This window comes from Sphingomonas sp. CROZ-RG-20F-R02-07, assembly GCF_022662335.1.
GTDB lineage: Bacteria > Pseudomonadota > Alphaproteobacteria > Sphingomonadales > Sphingomonadaceae > Sphingomonas.
Map to the genome: position 1 here is coordinate 304,008 of NZ_JAKNQJ010000002.1, position 20,381 is coordinate 324,388.

Here is a 20,381-nt window from a genome sequence, read left to right on the forward strand (position 1 = left end):
GCGTCAGCCGACCTCGCGCCGCAGCGTTTCGAACAGCGCGGCGATGCTCGTCAGCCGCGGTTGCTCCTCGTCGAGGATCGCGCGAAAGGCGGCGCGCTTGATCGCCGCGACGCGGCCGGGGCGCAGCCGCGCGCGGGCGGCCAGGGTGGAGACGGTGATGTCGATCATCCGCTCCGCGCTGTGGAGCCGCCCCCAGAGATAGTCGTTCTCGCGGTAAGCGCGGCTGAAGAACGCGCCGAAGCTGTTGAACTGGATGCCCTTCAGCGTCGCCTCGGCGCCGCCTGCGCGGATCGATGCGGCATCGTCGGGAGCGATCCGGTCGACCTTGATCGGGTCGAACTCGTCGAGCCCTTCGCCCTGCAGCAAAGGCAGCGTGGCGGCATCGAAATAGGGGAAGCCGAGATAGCTCATCAGCAGCGGCCGGCGCAGCGGCTTGGCGAGCCCTGCCAGCGCCTCGGCCAGCCGCACGTCCGTTTCGGCATCGAGCCCCGTGAGGTCGAGCGAGGTCGCCAGCGCGTCGAGCAGCGGCCCGCCGTCGCCGCGCACCGCTGCGATCAGCCGCCGCAGCGGCGCATGCGCATCCGCGCGCTGCCGGTCGAGATAGGCGGACAGCGAATGGTAGATCGCCGCGCGCATTGCGGCGAGCGCGTCGTCGCCCGTGTCGTCGCCCACGTCGGCGTCGATATCGGCCAGCCGCCGGGCCAGCAGGCGAAGGCGGCGGATGCGAAAGCCCAGATCGAAGGTGCGCAGGAAATCGATCGTTGCGGCGTCGCCGGCGCCGTCCGGCATTCGTGCCGCCACCGCCGCCTCGATCGCGGCGCGAATCCGGCGCCAGCGCTGGGTGCCGGGCTCGCCGCCGGCGTGGTAGAGAAGCGTGGCGACGCTCTCCACGACGGCCGCCACCTTCCAATGGCCATAGGCGGCATAGCTATAGCCCGCGCGTGCCGCGGCGCCCTCCTGCGCGCGGCGGCGCCAAGCGAACAGCCGCTTGGGCGTGGGCGAATCGAGGAACAGCGTGCGCCCGAACAGCGAATCGATCTCCGCCTCCACTTCCGGGCGGATCGCATCGACGATGCCGCGCATCCGGTCGATCCGGCGCGAGCGTTCGGCGATGGCGTCGAGATTGTCGCGGATCGGCTGCTGACGCGGCAATTCGCTGATCGCCGCCAGGATCGTCTGGAAGAATCCCGGCGTCTCCCCGCCGCGCCCCAGCCGGATCTTCAGCCCCGGCGAGGGATCGATATAGATGAAGCGCCGGTCGATCTGCCGTCGCGCCGGTCGCTCGCGCAACGCCTCGATCGCGGGGCGGAACGGCGCGTTGGCGAGCACCGATCCGTCGATCAGCACCACCTGCTCCACTTGCCCGGCCGAGAATTGCCGCGGCAGGACGCGCTTGAGGAAGCTGCCCCGGCCGGGCCAGCCGATCCGGCGGCGCTTCAGCACCGAATCGAGCTCGCCGACGCGGAACGGCGGAAAGGCGCCGGGAAAGCTCGACGTGGCGCGTGCGGCGAAGGCGAGTTCAGGAATGGCCGCCAGCGTTTCGGCGGGTTCGCCATGATCGCTGAACCCGACGACCAGCCGGTGTTCGGTCTCCACCACCTCGGGCGGCGAGTTGATGCGCAGGCGTTCGGGATGGCCGGTGAAATCGGTAACCGTCACGAACAGGTCGAGCGGCTGGCCGGGCGGCAGCAGGCGGGGGCCGCGCGCGCCCTTCGCCATCGTCGCGAAGGCATCGAGCAGCAGGCCGACGAACGTCTCGCCGCCGAAAGGCGGTTCGAACCAGCGCGAGCGGATGAAGTGCGACAGCTTCGCGCGCACCTCGTCGCGCGTCGGGGCGTCGAGCGCCTCCACCGTATCGGCGCTGCGCCCGGCCGCCATCCACGCGATCGGCAGCGCCCACAGCTTAGAAAAACGCGAGGCCGGGCGCGCCTCGGGGCCGATCAGCGCCTCGACATCGGCGGAGGTGAGCCACAGATCGGTGAGCGGATCGAGGCTCTGCCCGGTGGCGATCGCTTGCGCGAGAAAGATGCCGTTGATCCCGCCCGCGCTCGCGCCCGCGACGATATCGGCCAGCACGCGCACCTTGGTGCCGCCCTGTTCGGCCATTTCGGCCAGCAGCGCATGATAGACGGCGGCGGTGGCACCCTCTGCGGCCACGCCGTCGTGGAACGCGCGAGACGCGCGGGCGAGATGCCAGATCTCCTTGGTGATGCCGTGCATGTAGACCGCCAGGCTGATCCCGCCATAGCAGACGAGCGCCAGCCGCAGCTCCTTCTCGCGCATCAGGCGCGGGGCTCCACCATGGCCCAGATCGGCAGATGATCCGACGTCTTGCGCGCCTGCGCGCTGGCGTGCACGCCGCAGCCGGTGACAGCGAGATCGCGCGAGACCATGATCCGGTCGAGCCGCCCCACCGGCCGGCGTGCATGGAAGCTGGGGCCGGTCTCCGCGCAGGCATAGTCGCGCGCGAAATCGCGCAGGCACCCCGCCGCCGCGGTCCATTCGTTCAGATCGCCCATCAGCACCGTCGGATAGGCGCGCGTGCTGGCCGCGACATGGGTGATGATCGCCGCCGCCTGGCGCCGCCGCCATAGCCCCGAGAGATCGAGATGCATGCCGACGACCCGCACCACGCCGCCGGCGGTGCGCACGTCGGCGACGACCGCGCCGCGCGGTTCGAGTGCAGGCAGGTGGATCGTCTCGGCGGCTAGGATCTCGGCCGATTTGCGTACCAGGATGACGTTGCCGTGCCAGCCCATGCTGAGCCCGCGCATCCCGAAATCGACCGCCTTCCAATCGCTATGCTCGGCCAGCAGCGCGAGCGGCAGCACGCCGGCCTTCGCGCCGAAGCGCCGGTCCGCCTCCTGCAGCGCCACCACGTCCGCGTCGATCTCGCGCAGCACCTCGATCACGCGTTCGGGGTTGCGGCGCCGGTCCAGCCCGATGCCCTTGTGGATATTGTAGCTGGCGACCTTCAGCATCGACCCCCTCGTTCTCGGATCCGCCAACGCCGCAGGCCGGATGCCGGTTGCAGGACCCTGGGTCTCCATGCCGTGGGAGCCGCGCGGGGTCGAGTGGCGATGTCTCGCGTTGTCGCGCTCGAACGCGTCCGCCTCCGTGCAACAGAGCAGGTCCTTGCCCATGATTTCCCTTCGCGCCCTTCTCGCCAGGACCGATCGCTTCCTGCTGCTGCTGATCGCCACCGTTGCGCTGGCCTCGATCCTGCCGGCGCGCGGTGCCGCGGTGCCGATCGTGGACCGGGGCACGATGCTGGCGGTGGCGTTGCTGTTCCTGCTGTATGGCGCTCGGCTGTCGCCGCGGGCGATCGGGGCGGGGCTCGCGCATTGGCGGCTGCAATCATTGGTGTTTGCCAGCACCTTCATCGCCTTTCCGCTCGTCGGGCTGGGCGTCACCGCGCTCGTCCGGCCCTGGCTGCCGCACGACGTGGTGACGGGGTTGCTCTATCTCTGCCTGCTACCCTCCACGGTGCAGTCGTCGATCGCCTTCACGTCCATCGCGCGCGGCAACGTGCCGGCGGCCTTGTGCAGCGCGTCGCTGTCGAACCTGCTGGGGGTGGTGCTCACCCCGCTGCTCGTCGCCCGGCTGCTCGCGGGCGCGAGCGGCGGCCTGTCGCTCCTGGCGCTGGAGGATATCGCGTCGCAGATCCTGCTGCCCTTCGTCGTCGGCCAGGCGATCCGTCCGCTCGCGGGGCGATGGCTGCTCGCGCATCCCAAGCTTACCGCAGTGGTCGATCGCGGATCGGTGCTGGTCGTCGTGTACGCCGCGTTCAGCGCCGGCGTGGTCGCAGGGCTGTGGAGCGCGCTGTCGATCGCGAACATCGGCGCGATCCTGCTGTTCGATCTCGCCATCCTCGCCATCGTGATCGCGGGAACCATGATCGCGAGCCGGCGGCTCGGCTTTTCGATCGAGGACCGGATCACCATCGTCTTCTGCGGCTCGAAGAAGAGCATGGCGAGCGGCATCCCGATGGCCGCCATCCTCTTTCCCGGCCGCGCCACCGGGCTGATCGTCCTGCCGTTGATGATCTTCCACCAGGCGCAGCTCTTCGTGTGCGCGGTGCTCGCCCGGCGCTATGCGGCGCGCGCGGAACCGGAGTCCGCCGCGGCGTGATCGCCGGCATGAGTCACGCGCCCGTCATATGCCGGGGCTAGCGAACTTTCCATTCTGCCGTGGCGCATGCTGCGGCGGTCGGTGGGGGGTCGATCATGAAGAATCGTTTGGGTTCAATCATTCTGTTGGCGCTGGGTGCGCTGCTTTCCGGTTGCGGGGGCGATCATGCGCAGGTCGCGCCGGCACCTTCGCCGACGCCGACGCCCGGCCCGGTGCGCACGATCGTGATGGTGTGGGACGGCCTGCGCCCCGACGACGTGAGCGCGACCGACACGCCGAACCTGCTGGCACTCCAGCAGGGCGGGGTGAACTTCACCGACAACCACTCGACCTATCCCACCTTCACGATGATGAACGGATCGTCCTTCGCGACCGGATCCTTCCCCAAGACCTCCGGCTTCTACGGCAACACCTTCTGGACGCCGCCGCAGGGCATCGGCAACACCATTCCCGCCGGCAATTCGGCGGCGGGCACCGCGCAGGATTACCAGGATCCCGTCTTCACCGAGGATTATCAGGTCCTCACCACGCTCAACAATTATTACGGCGGCCAATTGCTGCTGGTGAAGAGCCTGTTCGCCACCGCGCAGGCGGCCGGCGTCGTCACCGCGACGGTCGGCAAGAGCGGCGCGGCCTATATCCAGGATCTGGGCAAGGGCGGCTATTTCCTCGACGAGAACACGGTGCAGCCGCGCAGCCTCGTCACCGAGCTTCAGGCGAACGGCACCGCGCTGCCCGCCAACACGGTGAACGGCTATTCGGGCACCAACGCGGTCACGCTCGCCGCCAACAACGGCAATCCCACGGCGCGTGCGGGCTATGTCACGTTCAACACCACGGCCTATGATCCCAACGGGCAGCTAACGGTCGCCGCGCGCGACTCGAGCGACACGACGCAGGGCGCGCCGGAGGATGCCGCCAACAAATATATGCTGTCGGTGTTCACCTCCTACATCCTGCCCAAGAAGAACCCGATGCTCTCGCTCATCTGGTTCCGCACGCCCGACAATGTCGAGCATGGCTATGGCCCCGGATCGGCGAACGCGCGGGCGGGCCTACGCTCGCAGGATGCGCGGCTGGGCGAGCTGATGGCGGCGCTGAAGGCGCAGGGGCTGGATACGACCACCAACGTCGTGGTCGTCTCGGATCACGCGCATTCCAGCGTCTCGGGGCCGCTCAGCCTCTATCCGCTGCGCGCGATCGCCGCCTCGGGCACCGCGCCCAACGGCACGCCGGTCAACGGCGCGACCAGCGGCACCAGCGCGGCGACGCTGGGCGGCGCGAGTTCGACGGGCTATTCCTTCTCGGGCGACGTCCGCTCCGCCGATCTGCTGACCTATCGCGGCTTCAAGGCCTATGACGGTAGCGGCTGCTCCACGAGCGCGATGTACGGCCTCGGCACGACGGGCACGCCGACGGTGCCGGTGCGCGCGGACGTCAGCGGCGCGCTGTGCGGCGCGGCCAACACCAAATATCAGGCGGTGAGCGCGACGCTCGCGGCCCCAGTCGCCAGCTTCAAGGTGCCCGCACCGGGCAGCCTGCCCACCAACGGCATCGTGGTCGCGGCCAATGGCGGCTCCGATTATTTCTACGTGCCGAGCCACGACCTGACGACGATCCGCAACCTCGTCCGCTTTCTCCAGCAGCGTGAGGAATATGGCGCGATCTTCGTCGACAGCCGGTACGGATCGATCCCCGGAACGCTCGCCATGTCGCAGGTGAACCTCGAAAACGCGACCCGGCGCGACAATGGCCAGCCCGACGTCGTCGTTTCCTTCGCCTGGGACGACACGGTGTCGATCCAGGGCAAGACCGGGATCGAGTTCGAAAGCACCGGCGGCCAGCGCGGCATGCACGGCAGCTTTGGCACCACCGACGTGCACAACACGCTCATCGCCTCGGGCCCCTCGTTCCGCAAGGCGACGACGCTGACCACGCCGACCGGCAATGTCGACGTGGCTCCCACCGTCGCGTGGCTGCTCGGTCTGTCGATGCCGCAGGCGGACGGGCGCATCATCAACGAGGCGCTGGTCTATCCGCAGAGCGCGAGCACGGCGAGCGTCGCGGCCTCCGCGGTGACGCCGTCCGCCGGCAGCGCCACCGGCCTGTCGTTCGAGGTGCCGACCGATCCGACCGGCAACACGCGCGACGCGCTGTTCACCCGCGGCACCTATGCGATCACGCTTCAGGTCAAGGACCTGACGATCGACGGCAAGACCTATCGCTACTTCGATTATGCCAAGGCGACGCGCCAGTGAGGGTGACAATAGCCGGGATTGCGCTTCGATCGGCGGGGGCGGCCATGGCGATCATGGCCGCCGCGCCTCTCGCGGCGGTCGCCCCGGCCGCGTCGTTCGATCGGATCTTCTCGGCGGCGGGCGAACCGGCGGCGCTGCGCTACGACGTGATGTTCATGGGCGACGGTCGCGTCCACCGCATGACGGTGTGGCGCGACGGGGATCGGCGGGTGAAGCGCGTCACCGACGACGCGCTCGTCAGCGTCGCCACGCACCGGCCGGGCGACGCCGCCTATGACCTGACCCTGCTCGACATGAAGCGGCGGATCAGCACGCGGATCGGTCGCTCCAACCTCTACCGTGTCGGCAATTTCACCGACTGGTTCGATCTGACGCACGGGCTGCGCCATCCCAAGGGCGCCTATCGCCTGACGCCCGGCACGATGCCGGCGGGTCTGCCCAAGCCGGTGGCCGGCTGCCGCTGGTACGATCTCGCCCAGGGGCCGCGCGTCGATCATATCTGCTGGGATCCGGTCGCGCGCATCCCGCTGCTGATCGCCACGAAGGACGGCCGGCCGGTCTGGCGCGTCACCGCGATGTCGCGCGCCGCCATCGCGCCCTCCACCTTCGCGATCGATGATCGCGGCTTCGTCCGCAACGACGCCAACCACGACATCGATCCGGATTGAACGATCCGGATCGAACACCGGCACCGTCATTCGTTCGGTCATGAAACCGACACGGCAGCGTAACGATCCCTGGTCATGGGTCCGCCGACGCCGCAGCGGCGCGAAGGGGAACATCATGACCATCGTCCATCGCCTCATGGCTGGCGTCGCTCTCGCCACGCTCTCGATCCCGCTGGCGGCCCATGCGCAGGTCGAGCCGGCAGCGCCGACGGCCACCGCGGACGCCACCGCCGCGGCCGCCGCCGCGGCGGACGACGCCGATTCGACGAAGGACATCGTGGTCCTCGGCTTCGGCCAGAGCCGCCAGGTGCAGAGCGTCACCGCCGCCGACCTCGCCCGGCTGACGCCGGGTTCGAGCCCGCTGAAGGCGATCGAGAAGCTGCCCGGCGTCAATTTCCAGGCGGCCGACCCGTTCGGCGCCTACGAATGGGCGGTGCGCATTTCGCTCCGCGGGTTCAACCAGAATCAGCTCGGCTTCACGCTCGACGGCGTTCCGCTCGGCGACATGAGCTATGGCAACGTCAACGGCCTGCACATCAGCCGCGCGATCATCTCCGAAAACGTCGCGCGCACCGAAGTGGCGCAGGGCGCCGGTGCGCTGGGCACCGCGTCGACCAGCAATCTGGGTGGCACGATCGAATTCTTCAGCGCGATGCCGCACGACACCGCCGCGATCACCGGCAGCGGCACCTATGGATCGGACAACACCTACCGCGCCTATGCCCGGCTCGACAGCGGCGATCTGGGCGGCGGGCTGAAGGGCTATCTCAGCTATGCCTATCTGACGACCGACAAGTGGAAGGGCTATGGCAGCCAGCGCCAGCACCAGGCCAATGCCAAGCTGGTCCAGGATCTGGGCAGCCTCGGCAGCATCTCGGCGTTCCTGAACTTCTCGGACCGGCGCGAGCAGGACTATCAGGATCTGAGCTACGACATCATCGCCCGCCGCGGCCTGCGCGACGACAATATCGCGAACAACTATCCGCTCGCGCTGCAGATCGCCAAGGTCTTCCAGAACCAGGTCGCCGCGGCATCGAAGGCGGCACAGCCCTGGCCCGGTTACGGCACGACCTTCCCGGCCGGCTTCGGCACCGTGGACGACGCCTATTACGACGCCGGCGGCCTGCGCCGCGACTATCTGGGCGGTGTCACCTTCGATGCGCATCTCACGCCCGAACTGACGCTGAAGACCACCACCTATTATCACAACAACCGCGGCCAGGGATCGTGGATCACGCCCTATTCGCCGACACCCGCTGGCGCGTTCAACCAGGACGGGTCGGTCATCACCGCCGCCAGCCCGCTCGGTTTTCGCACCACCGAATACCGGATCAAGCGGTTCGGCGGGATCAGCACGCTGGTGTACGAAACCGGGCCCAACCGCTTCGAAGTCGGCGGCTGGTATGAAAACAACGTCTTCACCCAGGCGCGCCGCTTCTACGGGATGACCGACACGACCACGCCCAACCGGGACACGCTGGAATTCCAGCAGAATCCCTATCGCACCCAGTGGGACGGCAAATACGGCACCGACACGCTGCAATATCATGTCGAGGATACGCTGCGGCTGATGGACGAGCGGCTGGTGCTGAACGGCGGGTGGAAGGGCGTGCGCGTCACCAACCGCGCGATCATGCTGGGCGACACCACGTCGCCGCTCGCCACCGGCCAGATCACCGCGCGCGATCTGTTCCAGCCGCAGGCCGGTGTCCTGTTCAAGCTGACGCCCGCCGCCGAACTGTTCGCCGACTATACCGAGAATATGCGGGCGTTCACGTCGTCGGCGACCACCGGGCCGTTCTCGACCACGCAGGCGGGCTTCGATGCGATCCGTGGCCAGTTGAAGCCGGAACGCTCGAAGACCGCGGAGGGCGGGCTGCGCTTCCGCGAAGGGCCGTTCCAGGCGTCGGCGGTCGGCTATTATGTTGATTTTTCGAACCGGCTGCTCGCCTTCGCCAACGGCGCGGGCATCATCGGCAATCCGGCCACGCTCAACAATGTCGGCAGCGTCCACACCTATGGCGCGGAACTGTCGGCCAATTACCGGATCGTCACGCCCATCTCGCTGTTCGCCAGCTATTCCTACAACCATTCGACCTATGCGAACGACGTGCGCAATGCGCAGGGCGTGCTGCTCGTCGCGACCAATGGCAAGATGGTGGTCGATACGCCCGAACACATGGTCAAGGGCGAGCTGGTGTTCGACCAGGACGGCTTCACCGGCCGCGTCGGCGCCGACTATATGAGCAAGCGTTACTTCACCTATCTGAACGACGAATCGGTCGCCCCGCGCGTGCTGGTCGATGCGAGCATCGGCTATCGCTTCCAGGGCGCGGGTGCGCTCCACGGCGTCGCCATCGAGGGCAGCGTGACGAACCTGACCGACAAGAGATATATCTCGACGATCGGTTCGAACGGCTTCACCGCCAGCGGCGACAACCAGACGCTGCTGGCCGGCGCGCCGCGCCAGTTCTTCATCTCGCTGAAGAAGGGGTTCTAAGGCGGGATGACGTCACCTCGCTCCGTTCGCTCTGAGCCTGTCGAAGGGCCTGTGCGCACGCGAATGTTCGCTTGCGGAAAAGGTGCTTCGACAAGCTCAGCACGAACGGATTTGGAGGCTGGATCTAACTAACGTCACCCCGCTCCAAGCCCCGGCTCCACCACGCCGCCGCAACGGCCGGCATGGTGGATGCGCCTCAGGGGAGCGGCTGGGGTTGCCACGGGTTGATCGGCCCCGCCTGCGCGCCGATCCATTCGCGCCACAGTAGGATGAGCGCGGCCATGATCGCGGGGCCGACGAACAGCCCGACGAGCCCCCAGGTCTCGACGCCGCCCAGCACGCCGAGCAGCACCCAGACGAAGGGCAGGCGGGTGGCGCCGCCGATCAGGATCGGGCGCACGCTGTGGTCCGCCACGAAGATCACCACCAGCCCGGCGACCACCACGCCGATCGCGGCGATGACGTTGCCTTGCGCCAGCAGCACCGCGCCCGCGATATAGACGCACAGCGGTGCGCCGAAGGGCACCATCGCGAGCAGCGCGGTCACCAGCCCGAACAGCGCCGCCTGCGGCACCCCCGCCACCCAATAGGCGATCCCGATCAGCAGCCCTTCGCCCAGGCCCACCAGCACCAGCCCGTCGACCGTGCCATGCACCGAGCGGATCACCTGCCGCCCGACATTCTCGCCGGCCGGCCCGAACGCGCGGGTGGCGCCGATCCGCAACTGCGCCATGATCTCCTCGGCATCGCGCAGCAGGAAGAAGAGCGTGAGCAGCATGAACACGAGCAGCATCGACCGGTGGATCGCCTGCGCGCCGACGACACGCGCGATCCGCAACATGCTGCCCTGCGCGGCATGCCCCGCCAGCAGCGACAGCTGGCCGGGCTGGCCGACCTGCTGCTGCCACATCGCTACCAGCGTTTCGCCGAACGGCAGGTGCGCGAGGAAAGCGGGGGTGCCCACCCCGGTCTGCTGCACCTGCGCCAGCCACCGCGCGGCGGCATGCGCATCGGCGATCAGCGGCACCGCGACCAACACCACGGGCACGACGAAGCCCAGCAGCACCCCCAGCACGAACAGCGCCGGCAACAGCACGCGGCGGTGCCGCGGCCAGCGCCGCGCGAGCCGCTGGAACAGCGGCCACACCGCGATCGCGAACACCGCCGCCCAGACGAGCGCGGGCAGGAAATCGCGCAGCGTCAGCACGCCGCCGATGAACAGCACGCCGGCCGCGACCAGCCCGGCGCGGCGCTGCGGTGCGGTCATGATATCGCGCCGATCGCGGATATGCGTGCCGGCGGGGGAGTGGCTATGGGGTTCGGAGGTCATGTCGTGAAATTCATACTACAAAAGAAGCCCGAGCCGATAGAGTGGGTTGGCGCTGCGCCGTCACGGCGCGAGGCATTGGCCGCCATGAGTGGAATGGGAATCGCGTGAATCGCCGCACCAGGCATCGGCCCGACCGTCGCGGCGAAGCGGGCTGCGCGTGACGCTCGCCCTCTCCATCCTCGGCCTGCTGCTGGTGAGCGCGTCGCTGGTGGGGTCGCTGCTGCTCGTCTGGGCGGCGTGGCTCGCGGGGCGGCTCGGACGCGGCGCCCCGCCGCGCCCGCGTGACGTTCCGGTCACGCTGCTGAAGCCGCTGCACGGCGCCGAGCCGCGGCTGGCGGCCAATCTCGCCAGCTTCTTCGCATCGGCAGGGGCGGGGCCGGCGGTGCAGATGCTGTGCGGCGTCCACCGCTCCGACGATCCCGCCCATGCCGTCGCGGCCGGGCTGGAGGGCGTGCGGCCGATCGACGCCATGACGATCGTGGTGGGCGGCACGGCGCGCGGCGCCAATCCCAAGATCGCGAACCTGATCGCGATGCTGCCGGCCGCACGGCACGACGTGCTGGTGCTGAGCGACAGCGACATCGCGGTGGCGCCCGATTATCTCGACCGCGTGGTCGAGGCGCTCGACCGGCCCGGAATCGGCGCGGTGACGTGCCTCTATCGCGGGCGCGGCGATGCCGGCTTCTGGTCGCGGATCGGTGCGATGGGGCTCGATCTCCATTTCCTGCCCTCGGTGCTGATCGGTCTCGGCACGGGCATGGCGCATCCCTGCATGGGGTCGACGATCGCCATCCGCCGCGAGACGCTGGCGCGGATCGGCGGTTTTGCCGCCTTTGCCGATCGGCTGGCGGACGATCACGCGATCGGGGCTGCGGTGCGGGGACTGGGGCTGCGCGTCGTGGTGCCCGACATGCTGGTCACTCATGGCTGCGCCGAGCCCGATTTCGCCGCTCTCGTCCGCCACGAGTTGCGCTGGAACGCGACGGTGGCGGGGATCGACCCGGCGGGCTTCGCCGGCAGCATCGTGCTCCACCCGCTGCCGCTCGCGTTGATCGGCACGGCGCTGATGGGATTTCCGGCACTTGGCTGGGGCCCGATCGCATTTTCGCTCGCCGCGCGTGCCGCGATGGGCTGGCGGTTGCGGCGGATCACTTGTATGCGCGGGACGTCGCTGGCGTTGATCCCGCTGCGCGATCTGCTGGCGTTCGCCCTGTTCGTCGCCGGCTTCTTCGTGCGTTCGGTCGATTGGCGCGGGCGCAGGCTTGAAACGGAAGACGGCCGGATCGCGGCCACGGAGTCCTGAGTTATGATGCGTTCGCTGTTCCTCCAGGCGCCCTCGTTCGACGGTTATGACGGCGGCGCGGGTGCGCGCTACCAGATGAAGCGCGAGGTCAAATCCTTCTGGTATCCGACTTGGCTGGCGCAGCCCGCCGCGCTGGTCGAGGGCTCCAAGCTGATCGACGCGCCCGCGCACGACCAGTCCTGGGACGATATCAAGCACGAGGTGGACGACCGCGACCTCGTCATCCTCCACACCTCCACGCCGTCGTTCCGGCAGGACGTGCACACCGCCGAGCTCATCAAGCAGCGCAACCCGCGCATCCTGATCGGCCTGATCGGCGCGAAGGTCGCGGTGCAGCCGCAGGAGGCGATGGATGCGTCGCCCGCGATCGACTTCGTCGCGCGCAACGAATTCGACTTTACCGTGCTCGACGTCGCCAAGGGCATGCCGCTCGCCGAGATCGACGGCATCACCTGGCGCGACCGCGACGGCGCGATCATTCACAACCGCGATCGCAAGGTGATCGAGGACATGGATTCGCTGCCCTTCGTCTCGCCGATCTACAAGCGCGACCTGACGATCGAGAAGTATTTCGGCGGCTATCTGCTGCACCCCTATATCAGCTTCTACACCGGGCGCGGCTGCAAGAGCCGCTGCACCTTCTGCCTGTGGCCGCAGACCGTCGGCGGCCACAACTACCGCACCCGATCGATCCCGCATGTCATCGAGGAGGTGAAATACGTCATCGCGAACTTCCCCGAGGTGAAGGAGATCTTCTTCGACGACGATACGCTGACGGACAATCTGCCGCGCGTCGCCGAACTGGCGGTGGAACTGGGCAAGCTCGGCTTCGGCAAGCCGGGGTTCAAGATGGCGTGGAGCTGCAACGCCAAGGCCAACGTGCCCTACGCCACGCTGAAGGTCCTGAAGGAAAATGGCCTGCGCCTGCTGCTGGTCGGGTATGAGAGCGGCAACCAGCAGATCCTGCACAACATCAAGAAGGGCCTGCGCACCGACGTCGCGCGCCAGTTCACCAAGGATTGCCACGCGCTCGGCATCGTCATCCACGGCACCTTCATCCTAGGCCTGCCGGGCGAGACCGAGGAGACGATCGAGGAGACGATCCAGTACGCCAAGGAGATCGATCCTCACACGATCCAGGTGTCGCTGGCGGCGCCCTATCCGGGCACGTTCCTGCACAAGCAGGCGAGCGACAATGGCTGGTTCGACACCAGCAACGAGCTGCTGACCGACGACGGCAACCAGATCGCGCAGCTCAGCTATCCGCACCTGCCCTCCACCGTGATCTTCGACAAGGTCGAGGAATTCTACAAACGCTTCTATTTCCGCCCGTCCAAGATCTGGTCGATCGTGTCGGAGATGCTGCGCGACTGGAACATGATGAAGCGCCGCCTGCGCGAAGGCGTCGAATTCTTCGACTTCCTGCGGCGGCGCAAAGAGGCGGCGTGATCCGGCGTCTTCGATGATCCGACTGGTGGTGACCGCCGACGATTTTGGTCAGGCGGTCGCTGTGAACGAAGCGGTGGAACGGGCGCACCAGGAGGGCATTCTCACCGCCGCCAGCCTGATGGTGGCGGCGCCCGCCGCAGCCGATGCGGTGGCGCGCGCGCGGGCGATGCCGTCGCTCGGCGTCGGGCTGCACCTCGTGATGGTGGAGGCCCGGCCATTGCTCGCGCCCGATCGCATCCCCGATCTGGTGGGGGCGGACGGCCTGTTCCGCACCGATATGGCGCGCTTCGGGCTCGACATAGCGGTGCGCGGCACGGTGCGGCGGCAATTGCGCGACGAGATCGCGGCGCAGTTCGCCGCCTTCGCAGATACCGGGCTGCCCTTCGACCATGTCAACGCGCACAAGCATTTCCACGTTCATCCGGTGATCGCCGGGATGGTGATCGAACGCGCCGTGCATCACGGCGTGCGCGCGATCCGTGCGCCTGTCGAGCGTGGCCGGCCGCGCGGGGTGGACTGGTTCGCGGCGCCCTTTGCGCGCTCGTTGCGGACGCGCGCGCGGCGGCGGGGTATGACGGTGCCCGATCAGGTCTATGGCCTCGCTGCCTCCGGGCGGATGGATGCAGCGGCGTTGCGCGCGGCGATCGCCGATCTGCCGCTGGGGCTCAGTGAAGTGTATAGCCATCCCGCCACGTCCGACGATTTCGCCGGGCACGGCCCCGCCTATCGCCACCGCGACGAACTCGCCGGGCTGCTCGACCCGGCGGCGCGCACCGCGCTGGTGAAGCGCGGTATCCGGCTCGGCCGTTTCGCCGATTTCGCCGGAGCGGGGCGCTGAGCGGGCGGATCAACGGGCTGATCCTGATCGCGACGCTGATCGGGCTGGCGGTCGCGATCTGGGCGTTCGCGGCGACCGGGTTCGACGGCATCGTCCATGTCGTGGCGCGAATGGGGCTGAGCGGCCTACTGCTTTATTGCGGTTATTCGGCGTGTGTCTTCGTGATCCTGGGCGCGGCCTGGCTCGCCGCCGCACCCGGCGAGCCGGCGGCGAAGCTCGGCCTGTTCGCCTGGGGGCGGGCGGTTCGCGAGGCCGTGGCGGACCTGCTGCCCTTTTCGCAGATCGGCGGGATCGTGGTCGGCGCGCGCACGATCGCGGGCGGCGACGTGCCGCTCTACCGCGTCTATGCCTCGCTAATCGTCGACATGACGACCGAACTCGCCTCGCAGCTCGCCTTCACGCTGTTCGGGGTGGCGACGGTCGTCTCGCTGCTGGCGGCGGGGCCGGATGCGGACCGGCTGAAGCCGTTGCTGCTCGCGGGCGTCGCGGTGCTCGCGGCGATCGTGCTGGCGCTGTTCGGCGCGCAGCGGCTGTTGCTGCGGATCGCGGCCGGCCTCGCGCAACGGGTGCTGCCGGGCTCCGCCGCCACGATCGAGGCGATCGGCGGCGAACTTACGCGGATCTACGCGCACCGCGGCCGCGTCGCGCTGGCGCTGGCGCTCAATCTCGCCGCCTGGATCGCGAGCGCGGGGGGTGCGTGGCTGGTGTTGCGGCTGATGGGCGTGATGCTACCGCTCGGGACCGTGCTGGCAATCGAGGCGCTGATCTTCACGCTGCGCAGCGTCGCCTTCGCCATCCCCGGGGGGATCGGCGTGCAGGAGGCGGCCTATGCGCTGGTCGGCCCCGCGCTCGGCCTGCCGCCCGACGCCGCGCTGGCGCTGGCGCTGGCGAAACGCGGCCGCGACGTGGCGCTGGGCATTCCCACGCTGCTGCTGTGGCAGGCGGGCACGATGCGCCGCCTCGTGCGCGGCTGACGCTCAGCTTTCCTCGACGCGGCGCTTCTCGTCGGGCAGCAGAACCAGCGTCCGCCAGTCGATCTCCTCCTGCACCTGAAGATAGGTCTCCGCGCCGATCCGGTGCGAATCGTGCAGATCCTCCAGCCGCTGGCGCTCGGCCTTTACCGCGGCCAGGCCCAGCGTGCGGCGGCGGTGAAGCGGATCCGCGATCGGGGGTTCCTCGGCGGCCTGCCGTTCCGCCTCGTAGCTGTGGCGCAGCGCATCGGCGGCGACGCCGTCCTTGTCGTCGAGCGTGGCGAGCGCCGCCTCGGCGATGCTGCGCCGCGCGACCGCCAGGTCATGGGCATAGGCGTGCTGCTGATCGAGCCCCAGCCAGCGGATCAGCGGCGCCAGCGTCAGCCCCTGCACGACCAGGCTGACCATCACCACGGTGAACGCCGCGAGCATCACGGTGTCGCGTTGCGGGAAATCGGCTGGCAGCGCGAAGGCGGTGGCGAGCGTCACCAGCCCACGCATCCCGCTCCAGCTGACCAGCACCGCCTGGCCGATCGTCGCCGTTTCTGCGTCGTCCTCGCCGCGACGCCGCCACGCCCGGAATCGGTTATAGCCAATGACCACCGCGAAGCGCGTGAGGATCGTCGCCGCCACGACCAGCCCGGCAAACCCCAAAGCGTCCATGAACTCGGCGTGGTGCATCCGCCCCGCGATCAGCCGCGCCTGCAAACCCATCAGCAGGAAGGCGAGCACGTTCAGCAGAAAGACGACCGTCGACCACACCGCATAGGAATGGACGCGCATTCGGGCCGATGCGTTGATCTCGGTCGACCGTGCGACCGTCATCGCGCACGCAACCGTCGCCAACACGGCGGAAAGATGCAGCCGGTCCGCGATGATCCAGACCAGGAAAACCTGCACGAACTGCAACAGGCTGCCGCCGAGCGTTCCCACGACGTGCCGGTTGGTGCGGCGGACGATCATCGCGCACCCGATGCCGAACAGGATCCCGCCCGGCGCCGCCAGCCCGAGTTCCAGATCGACGGGCAGGGTGAAGCCGCCGCCCGACTGGACCGAGAGCGCTGCGGTGAAAAGCAGCAGCGCAGTGGCGTCGTTGAACAGGCTTTCGCCGCGCAGCACCGCGTCCGAACTGCGCGGGATCGACACGCCGGACAACACCGCGGTGGCCGCCGCCGCGTCGGGCGGCGCCACGATCGCGCCGAGCACGACCGCCGCCGCGATCGGCAGCCCCGCGACCGCCCAGCCGATCCACGCTACCGCCGATGCGGTGACCAGCACCGCCACGACCGCGAAGGCGACGAGCGGGCCCCATAATTTGCGCGCCGCGCCGACGGGAAAGTCGAACGCGGCGTCGAAGAGCGTCGGCGCCAGGAACAGCGCGAGCGCGGTGTGCGGATCGATCGGGATGGCGGGCGCGCCGGGGATTAGCGCCACCACCACGCCCGCTGCCGCCAGCATAGCGGGATAGGGCAGCGACAGATGGCGCGAGAACTGGAGCAGCACGATGGCCGCGAGCAGCAGCGCCAAGAGGCTTTCGAAGAAGGTCATGCCGCGCGGCTGGGCACGGTGGGGGCGTCAGCGCGGATCGTCGTCGTCGGTGTCGCCATGTCGATAGGTCTCCCATGTCTGTTCGCCATCGACCTCGGTCGGCACCGGCCGGCCCTGCGCGTCGGTCGCCGGGCGGTAGCGCAGGCCCCGGCGGATGCTGTCGCACACCACGCGGTCGAGCGGCCCGTTGCCGCTCGGCACGGTGACGCGACAGTCTGTCACGCGGCCCTTGACGCCCACCGTGAAGACGAGCTGCACCGTTTCCCGCTCGATGCCACGATAGGGTATGTCATTGGGGAAGCGAACCTTTTCCGACAATAGCCGCAACGGCGATCCTCCGCCGCCGCCATCGCCGTTCCCCGCACCGCCGCTGCCCGTGCCGTTGCCGATCCCGCCGCTGCCGGAGCCTGGCCCCCGCACCGGCGCAGCGCCGGCGGACGCCGCGGCGCCGATGCCGGCGACCGGCGCGGAGACGATCGGCGGCGGCAGGATGGGCGGCACGATCGGCGGTGGTGCGACGATCGGGGTCGCCTTGGCGCGCAGATTGGGCGGCGAGGCGGCGCCTTCCTTACGCGGGCTTGCCCGGTGTTCGGGCTCGACCTTGCGCTCAGGTGGGGGCGGGGGCGGCGGGATCACGTTGAACGTCGTCAGCGTGTCGCCGACTGCGCGGGGCAGTTCGACGCCGAGCCCGCGCAGGAGCGCGAGGCCGAGCGCCAGATGGATCACGACGACGGCAACTACCGAGGCCATACGGCCCCGGTCGATCATGGGCTCATCGGAGCGATAGCGCGCCATGGGTCGGATCGGAGGGGTGGCGGGCGAAGGCGCCCGTCACCCGCCCCGGATCAGCGGCAGCGGCGCGGTGCGGTGATCGTGCGGTCGATCGCGCGGCCGGCAAAGGCGCCCCCGACGCCGCCGGCGATCGTGCCGAGCGCGCCATGGCCGAACACCGAATTGCCAAGCAGCGCACCGCCGACGCCGCCTGCCACCAGGCCCGTCGTGCCGCTCGAATGGCGGCAGCGGCCACGATAATGGCGATAGGCGCGGCCGCGATAATGATGCCGATATTGCGCGCTCGCGCCCGCGGCCGGGATGGTCACCGCCATCGGCAGGCTGAGCGAAAGAGCGGTAAGCGACAGCAAGAATTTACGCATGAAACAATCCCCTGAAAAACGGTGACGCCTGCGTAACGTCCTGTGTCGCGGTAAGTTGCATCGGGCCGGTCGGAGAGGCGCGGCGCGCGCGTCGGCTGGACGCGCCGTTCCCGATCGTGCGAACGGTCGCTTTCCCGCACGATCGAATCGGAACCGCCATGACCGCCGCTAAGCCCCCCCTCATCGTCGGTATCGGCGGCACGATCGGCGGCGTCTCGTCGACCGAGCGGGCGTTGCGGATCGCGGTCGCCGCGGCCGGCGAGATCGGGTTTCGCACCCGCATCTTCGGCGGCGACGCGCTCGCGCAACTGCCGCTCTACGATCCGCGCGCGACCGAGCGCACGGAAGCTGAGCGCGCCTTTGTCGATGCGGTGCGCGATGCATCCGCGGTGGTGATCGCCAGCCCTGGCTATCACGGCAGCATATCGGGTGTGGTGAAGAACGCGCTCGATCTGCTGGAGGAGACCGCGCGCGATCCACGGCCTTATCTTGCGGACATGCCCGTGGGGCTGATCGCCACCGCTTATGGCTGGCAGGCGACGGGATCGACGATCGCCGCACTGCGCTCGATCGTGCACGCGTTGCGCGGCTGGCCGACGCCCTTCGCGGCGGCGATCAACACGCAAATCACCAAGTTCGACGACGAGGGCAGCGCGAGCGATCCGGCGGTGCTCGCACAATTGCGGCTGATCGGGGAACAGGTCGCGCGGTTCGCGCCGCTGGCCGGGGGGCTTGCGGTTCCGGGTTGATGGCTTCCGACCGGCGGCGTTCTCAGTCGATCAGGTCGAGATAGGCCACCACGTCGTTTTCGGTGGCGAGGAACAGCCCCGCCTGAACCTCGTCGCTCTCGCGCGCGGCGCGCGCCATCGCCTCGGCTAGGCTGCCGTAGAGCAGGGTGGTCGCCGCGCCCCCGTCCACCCCGTCCGCGCGGTGGTAGAGGCGCACCGACGTCGTTTCCGAGACGGTGCGCACCCCGTCAGTCCAGATCATTCTCGCTGATGACGATGATCTCCTGATCGGGATCGCGCGCCAGCGCGGTCGCGCCGATATGCGCAATCTCGTCGATATGTTCGCGGAACAGGGCGGCGGCGTCGCCCTCCGGGGAGACGGTGCTCAGTGCTTCGAGCACGTCATATTGTACGGCGAACTGATAGCGTTCGTCGCTCACCTCGGCTTCGAACTCAACCTGGCGGGAGTCGCTATTGTCCTCGATCGTGCGCATGTCGATGTCCAGCCGGTCTTCGGCCATGATGATCCTCCCGTTGACGCCGCGACACTGCGGCCGTGGGGGGCAAAGCGCAGCGACCCGCCCCGCGGTTCCCTGTCACGGGCTTATCGCGGAGTGCCCGGTCGAAAGCGAAAGATCGACGCTTGCCGGCTCATCCGCCATACACCATGTCTTCTCAAGACATGGGATCTGGCTGGACGATGCAGGACGACACGATCATCGAAACCGCCGACGGCCCGATGACCTGGGCCGAATGGAAGAAGAAGAACCCCGTTCAGATCCCGTCGCGGCGCACCAAGGGCAAGAAGCTGCCCAACAAGGTGAAGCTTCGCACCGACGAATGAGCGCCGCGATCCGTCAGCGACCGTGGCTGTCCAGGCTGGCGAGCTGCTGGGCATTCGCGTCGACCGTGTCGCTGTCGGGCGCCACGGCAGCGGGCTCTACGGGGATCGGGTCGCTCGAGGCGGCGTCGGTGACGATCACCGTCGTGCCGACATTGGTCACGCCGAACAGCTTCTTGGCGAAGGCGGCGGGCACGCGAATGCAGCCATGCGAATCCGGGAAGCCGGGATTGCGGCCCGCATGGATCGCGATGCCATCCCAGGTGAGCCGCTGCATGAACGGCATCGGCGCGGCATTGTAGAGATTGGATTTGTGCATCGCGTCCTTTTGCAGGATCGTATAGGTGCCGATCGGCGTGTCCTTGCCGTCGCGACCCGAGGACACGGTCGTCGCGGCGACCAGCGTCTTGCCGCGATAGACATAGGCGCGCTGAAGCGGGATCGACACGACGATCACCACGGGATCGAGGCCGGTGGCCGTATCGTTCCAGACGAACTGATTGGCCGAAAGGCCGCTCGACGCCGTCTCGATCGCGGCGCCCGAATCCGCACCGCTCGCCGCCATCGCCGGAACCGCAGTCATCGCAAGAAGCGTCATGGTCAAGCCGGTGAAGAAGCGCATGATCGGATTCCTTTCCAAGCCCGTTAATTTCTGTTGACAT

The 20,381-nt window shown here is 68.6% G+C and carries 19 protein-coding genes; 10 read left to right on the plus strand and 9 right to left on the minus strand.

Features of this window, described 5'->3' with window-relative positions; all coding sequences use genetic code 11:
• Positions 1-3: 3 nt before the first annotated feature.
• Positions 4-2,283 carry a patatin-like protein gene (locus L8H00_RS05250; protein WP_242096182.1) on the minus strand — a complete coding sequence of 760 codons (2,280 nt, stop codon included), beginning with the start codon at positions 2,281-2,283 and terminating at the stop codon, positions 4-6.
• Entirely contained in the window at positions 2,283-2,981 is a 699-nt protein-coding gene (locus L8H00_RS05255; protein ID WP_242096183.1) for an endonuclease/exonuclease/phosphatase family protein, read from the minus strand. Before L8H00_RS05255 ends, L8H00_RS05250 begins: the two co-directional genes overlap by 1 nt.
• A gap of 160 nt (positions 2,982-3,141) precedes the next feature.
• Between L8H00_RS05255 and L8H00_RS05260 the strand changes: the two genes are divergently transcribed.
• From L8H00_RS05260 to L8H00_RS05275, 4 genes are all read left to right on the plus strand, one after another.
• On the plus strand, positions 3,142-4,131 hold the full coding sequence (locus L8H00_RS05260) for a bile acid:sodium symporter family protein (RefSeq protein WP_242096286.1): 990 nt from the start codon (positions 3,142-3,144) through the stop codon (positions 4,129-4,131).
• Between the two features lie 95 nt (positions 4,132-4,226).
• A complete protein-coding gene (locus L8H00_RS05265; protein ID WP_242096184.1) occupies positions 4,227-6,389 on the plus strand; it encodes an alkaline phosphatase family protein in 2,163 nt (720 codons plus the stop codon).
• 44 nt (positions 6,390-6,433) lie between these two features.
• Positions 6,434-7,057, plus strand: a complete 624-nt coding sequence (locus L8H00_RS05270) for a hypothetical protein (protein ID WP_242096185.1) — start codon at positions 6,434-6,436, stop codon at positions 7,055-7,057.
• Between the two features lie 115 nt (positions 7,058-7,172).
• Positions 7,173-9,557 (plus strand): TonB-dependent receptor, encoded by a 2,385-nt coding sequence (locus L8H00_RS05275; protein ID WP_242096186.1) that lies wholly within the window; start codon positions 7,173-7,175, stop codon positions 9,555-9,557.
• Between the two features lie 196 nt (positions 9,558-9,753).
• On the opposite strand, the gene L8H00_RS05280 is transcribed toward L8H00_RS05275, so the two are convergent.
• Positions 9,754-10,887, minus strand: a complete 1,134-nt coding sequence (locus tag L8H00_RS05280) for an AI-2E family transporter (protein ID WP_242096187.1) — start codon at positions 10,885-10,887, stop codon at positions 9,754-9,756.
• Between the two features lie 157 nt (positions 10,888-11,044).
• On the opposite strand from L8H00_RS05280, the gene hpnI reads away from it, so the two are divergent.
• Genes hpnI through L8H00_RS05300 form a run of 4 tightly spaced genes read left to right on the plus strand, consistent with a single transcriptional unit; the run spans position 11,045 to position 15,451 of the window.
• On the plus strand, positions 11,045-12,190 hold the full coding sequence (hpnI, locus tag L8H00_RS05285) for a bacteriohopanetetrol glucosamine biosynthesis glycosyltransferase HpnI (protein WP_242096188.1): 1,146 nt from the start codon (positions 11,045-11,047) through the stop codon (positions 12,188-12,190).
• A gap of 3 nt (positions 12,191-12,193) precedes the next feature.
• On the plus strand, positions 12,194-13,639 hold the full coding sequence (gene hpnJ, locus L8H00_RS05290; RefSeq protein ID WP_242096189.1) for a hopanoid biosynthesis associated radical SAM protein HpnJ: 1,446 nt from the start codon (positions 12,194-12,196) through the stop codon (positions 13,637-13,639).
• A gap of 13 nt (positions 13,640-13,652) precedes the next feature.
• Complete coding sequence (gene hpnK, locus L8H00_RS05295) at positions 13,653-14,477, plus strand: hopanoid biosynthesis-associated protein HpnK (protein WP_242096190.1); 825 nt, start codon at positions 13,653-13,655, stop codon at positions 14,475-14,477.
• 26 nt (positions 14,478-14,503) lie between these two features.
• A complete protein-coding gene (locus tag L8H00_RS05300; RefSeq protein WP_267383205.1) occupies positions 14,504-15,451 on the plus strand; it encodes a lysylphosphatidylglycerol synthase domain-containing protein in 948 nt (315 codons plus the stop codon).
• A gap of 3 nt (positions 15,452-15,454) precedes the next feature.
• On the opposite strand, the gene L8H00_RS05305 is transcribed toward L8H00_RS05300, so the two are convergent.
• The 3 genes from L8H00_RS05305 to L8H00_RS05320 form a co-directional block, all read right to left on the minus strand.
• On the minus strand, positions 15,455-16,996 hold the full coding sequence (locus tag L8H00_RS05305) for a cation:proton antiporter (protein WP_242096191.1): 1,542 nt from the start codon (positions 16,994-16,996) through the stop codon (positions 15,455-15,457).
• 27 nt (positions 16,997-17,023) lie between these two features.
• Positions 17,024-17,764: an energy transducer TonB gene (locus L8H00_RS18775; protein WP_277924280.1), complete on the minus strand. Its 741-nt coding sequence runs from the start codon at positions 17,762-17,764 to the stop codon at positions 17,024-17,026.
• 77 nt (positions 17,765-17,841) lie between these two features.
• Positions 17,842-18,150, minus strand: coding sequence for a hypothetical protein (locus L8H00_RS05320; RefSeq protein WP_242096192.1), 309 nt, complete (start codon positions 18,148-18,150; stop codon positions 17,842-17,844).
• A 158-nt stretch (positions 18,151-18,308) separates the two neighbouring features.
• On the opposite strand from L8H00_RS05320, the gene L8H00_RS05325 reads away from it, so the two are divergent.
• Positions 18,309-18,899: an NADPH-dependent FMN reductase gene (locus tag L8H00_RS05325; protein ID WP_242096193.1), complete on the plus strand. Its 591-nt coding sequence runs from the start codon at positions 18,309-18,311 to the stop codon at positions 18,897-18,899.
• A 22-nt stretch (positions 18,900-18,921) separates the two neighbouring features.
• On the opposite strand, the gene L8H00_RS05330 is transcribed toward L8H00_RS05325, so the two are convergent.
• Both L8H00_RS05330 and L8H00_RS05335 read right to left on the minus strand, forming a co-directional pair.
• On the minus strand, positions 18,922-19,122 hold the full coding sequence (locus L8H00_RS05330; protein ID WP_242096289.1) for a hypothetical protein: 201 nt from the start codon (positions 19,120-19,122) through the stop codon (positions 18,922-18,924).
• A gap of 4 nt (positions 19,123-19,126) precedes the next feature.
• A complete protein-coding gene (locus L8H00_RS05335; RefSeq protein ID WP_242096194.1) occupies positions 19,127-19,399 on the minus strand; it encodes a DUF1488 family protein in 273 nt (90 codons plus the stop codon).
• 146 nt (positions 19,400-19,545) lie between these two features.
• Here L8H00_RS05335 and L8H00_RS05340 point away from each other — a divergent pair, with 146 nt between their 5' ends.
• A complete protein-coding gene (locus L8H00_RS05340; protein ID WP_242096195.1) occupies positions 19,546-19,722 on the plus strand; it encodes a hypothetical protein in 177 nt (58 codons plus the stop codon).
• Between the two features lie 13 nt (positions 19,723-19,735).
• Here the strand turns inward: L8H00_RS05340 and L8H00_RS05345 are convergent, their stop codons facing one another.
• Entirely contained in the window at positions 19,736-20,341 is a 606-nt protein-coding gene (locus tag L8H00_RS05345; RefSeq protein ID WP_242096196.1) for a L,D-transpeptidase family protein, read from the minus strand.
• Positions 20,342-20,381 lie beyond the last annotated feature (40 nt).

Bases quoted from the DNA above. Each gene is read 5' to 3' on its own strand.
- L8H00_RS05250 (WP_242096182.1), bottom strand. From the start codon at position 2,283: ATGCGCGAGAAGGAGCTGCGGCTGGCGCTCGTCTGCTATGGCGGGATC.
- L8H00_RS05255 (WP_242096183.1), bottom strand. From the start codon at position 2,981: ATGCTGAAGGTCGCCAGCTACAATATCCACAAGGGCATCGGGCTGGAC.
- L8H00_RS05260 (WP_242096286.1), top strand. From the start codon at position 3,142: ATGATTTCCCTTCGCGCCCTTCTCGCCAGGACCGATCGCTTCCTGCTG.
- L8H00_RS05265 (WP_242096184.1), top strand. From the start codon at position 4,227: ATGAAGAATCGTTTGGGTTCAATCATTCTGTTGGCGCTGGGTGCGCTG.
- L8H00_RS05270 (WP_242096185.1), top strand. From the start codon at position 6,434: ATGGCGATCATGGCCGCCGCGCCTCTCGCGGCGGTCGCCCCGGCCGCG.
- L8H00_RS05275 (WP_242096186.1), top strand. From the start codon at position 7,173: ATGACCATCGTCCATCGCCTCATGGCTGGCGTCGCTCTCGCCACGCTC.
- L8H00_RS05280 (WP_242096187.1), bottom strand. From the start codon at position 10,887: ATGACCTCCGAACCCCATAGCCACTCCCCCGCCGGCACGCATATCCGC.
- hpnJ (WP_242096189.1), top strand. From the start codon at position 12,194: ATGATGCGTTCGCTGTTCCTCCAGGCGCCCTCGTTCGACGGTTATGAC.
- hpnK (WP_242096190.1), top strand. From the start codon at position 13,653: ATGATCCGACTGGTGGTGACCGCCGACGATTTTGGTCAGGCGGTCGCT.
- L8H00_RS05305 (WP_242096191.1), bottom strand. From the start codon at position 16,996: ATGACCTTCTTCGAAAGCCTCTTGGCGCTGCTGCTCGCGGCCATCGTG.
- L8H00_RS18775 (WP_277924280.1), bottom strand. From the start codon at position 17,764: ATGATCGACCGGGGCCGTATGGCCTCGGTAGTTGCCGTCGTCGTGATC.
- L8H00_RS05320 (WP_242096192.1), bottom strand. From the start codon at position 18,150: ATGCGTAAATTCTTGCTGTCGCTTACCGCTCTTTCGCTCAGCCTGCCG.
- L8H00_RS05325 (WP_242096193.1), top strand. From the start codon at position 18,309: ATGACCGCCGCTAAGCCCCCCCTCATCGTCGGTATCGGCGGCACGATC.
- L8H00_RS05335 (WP_242096194.1), bottom strand. From the start codon at position 19,399: ATGGCCGAAGACCGGCTGGACATCGACATGCGCACGATCGAGGACAAT.
- L8H00_RS05340 (WP_242096195.1), top strand. From the start codon at position 19,546: ATGTCTTCTCAAGACATGGGATCTGGCTGGACGATGCAGGACGACACG.
- L8H00_RS05345 (WP_242096196.1), bottom strand. From the start codon at position 20,341: ATGCGCTTCTTCACCGGCTTGACCATGACGCTTCTTGCGATGACTGCG.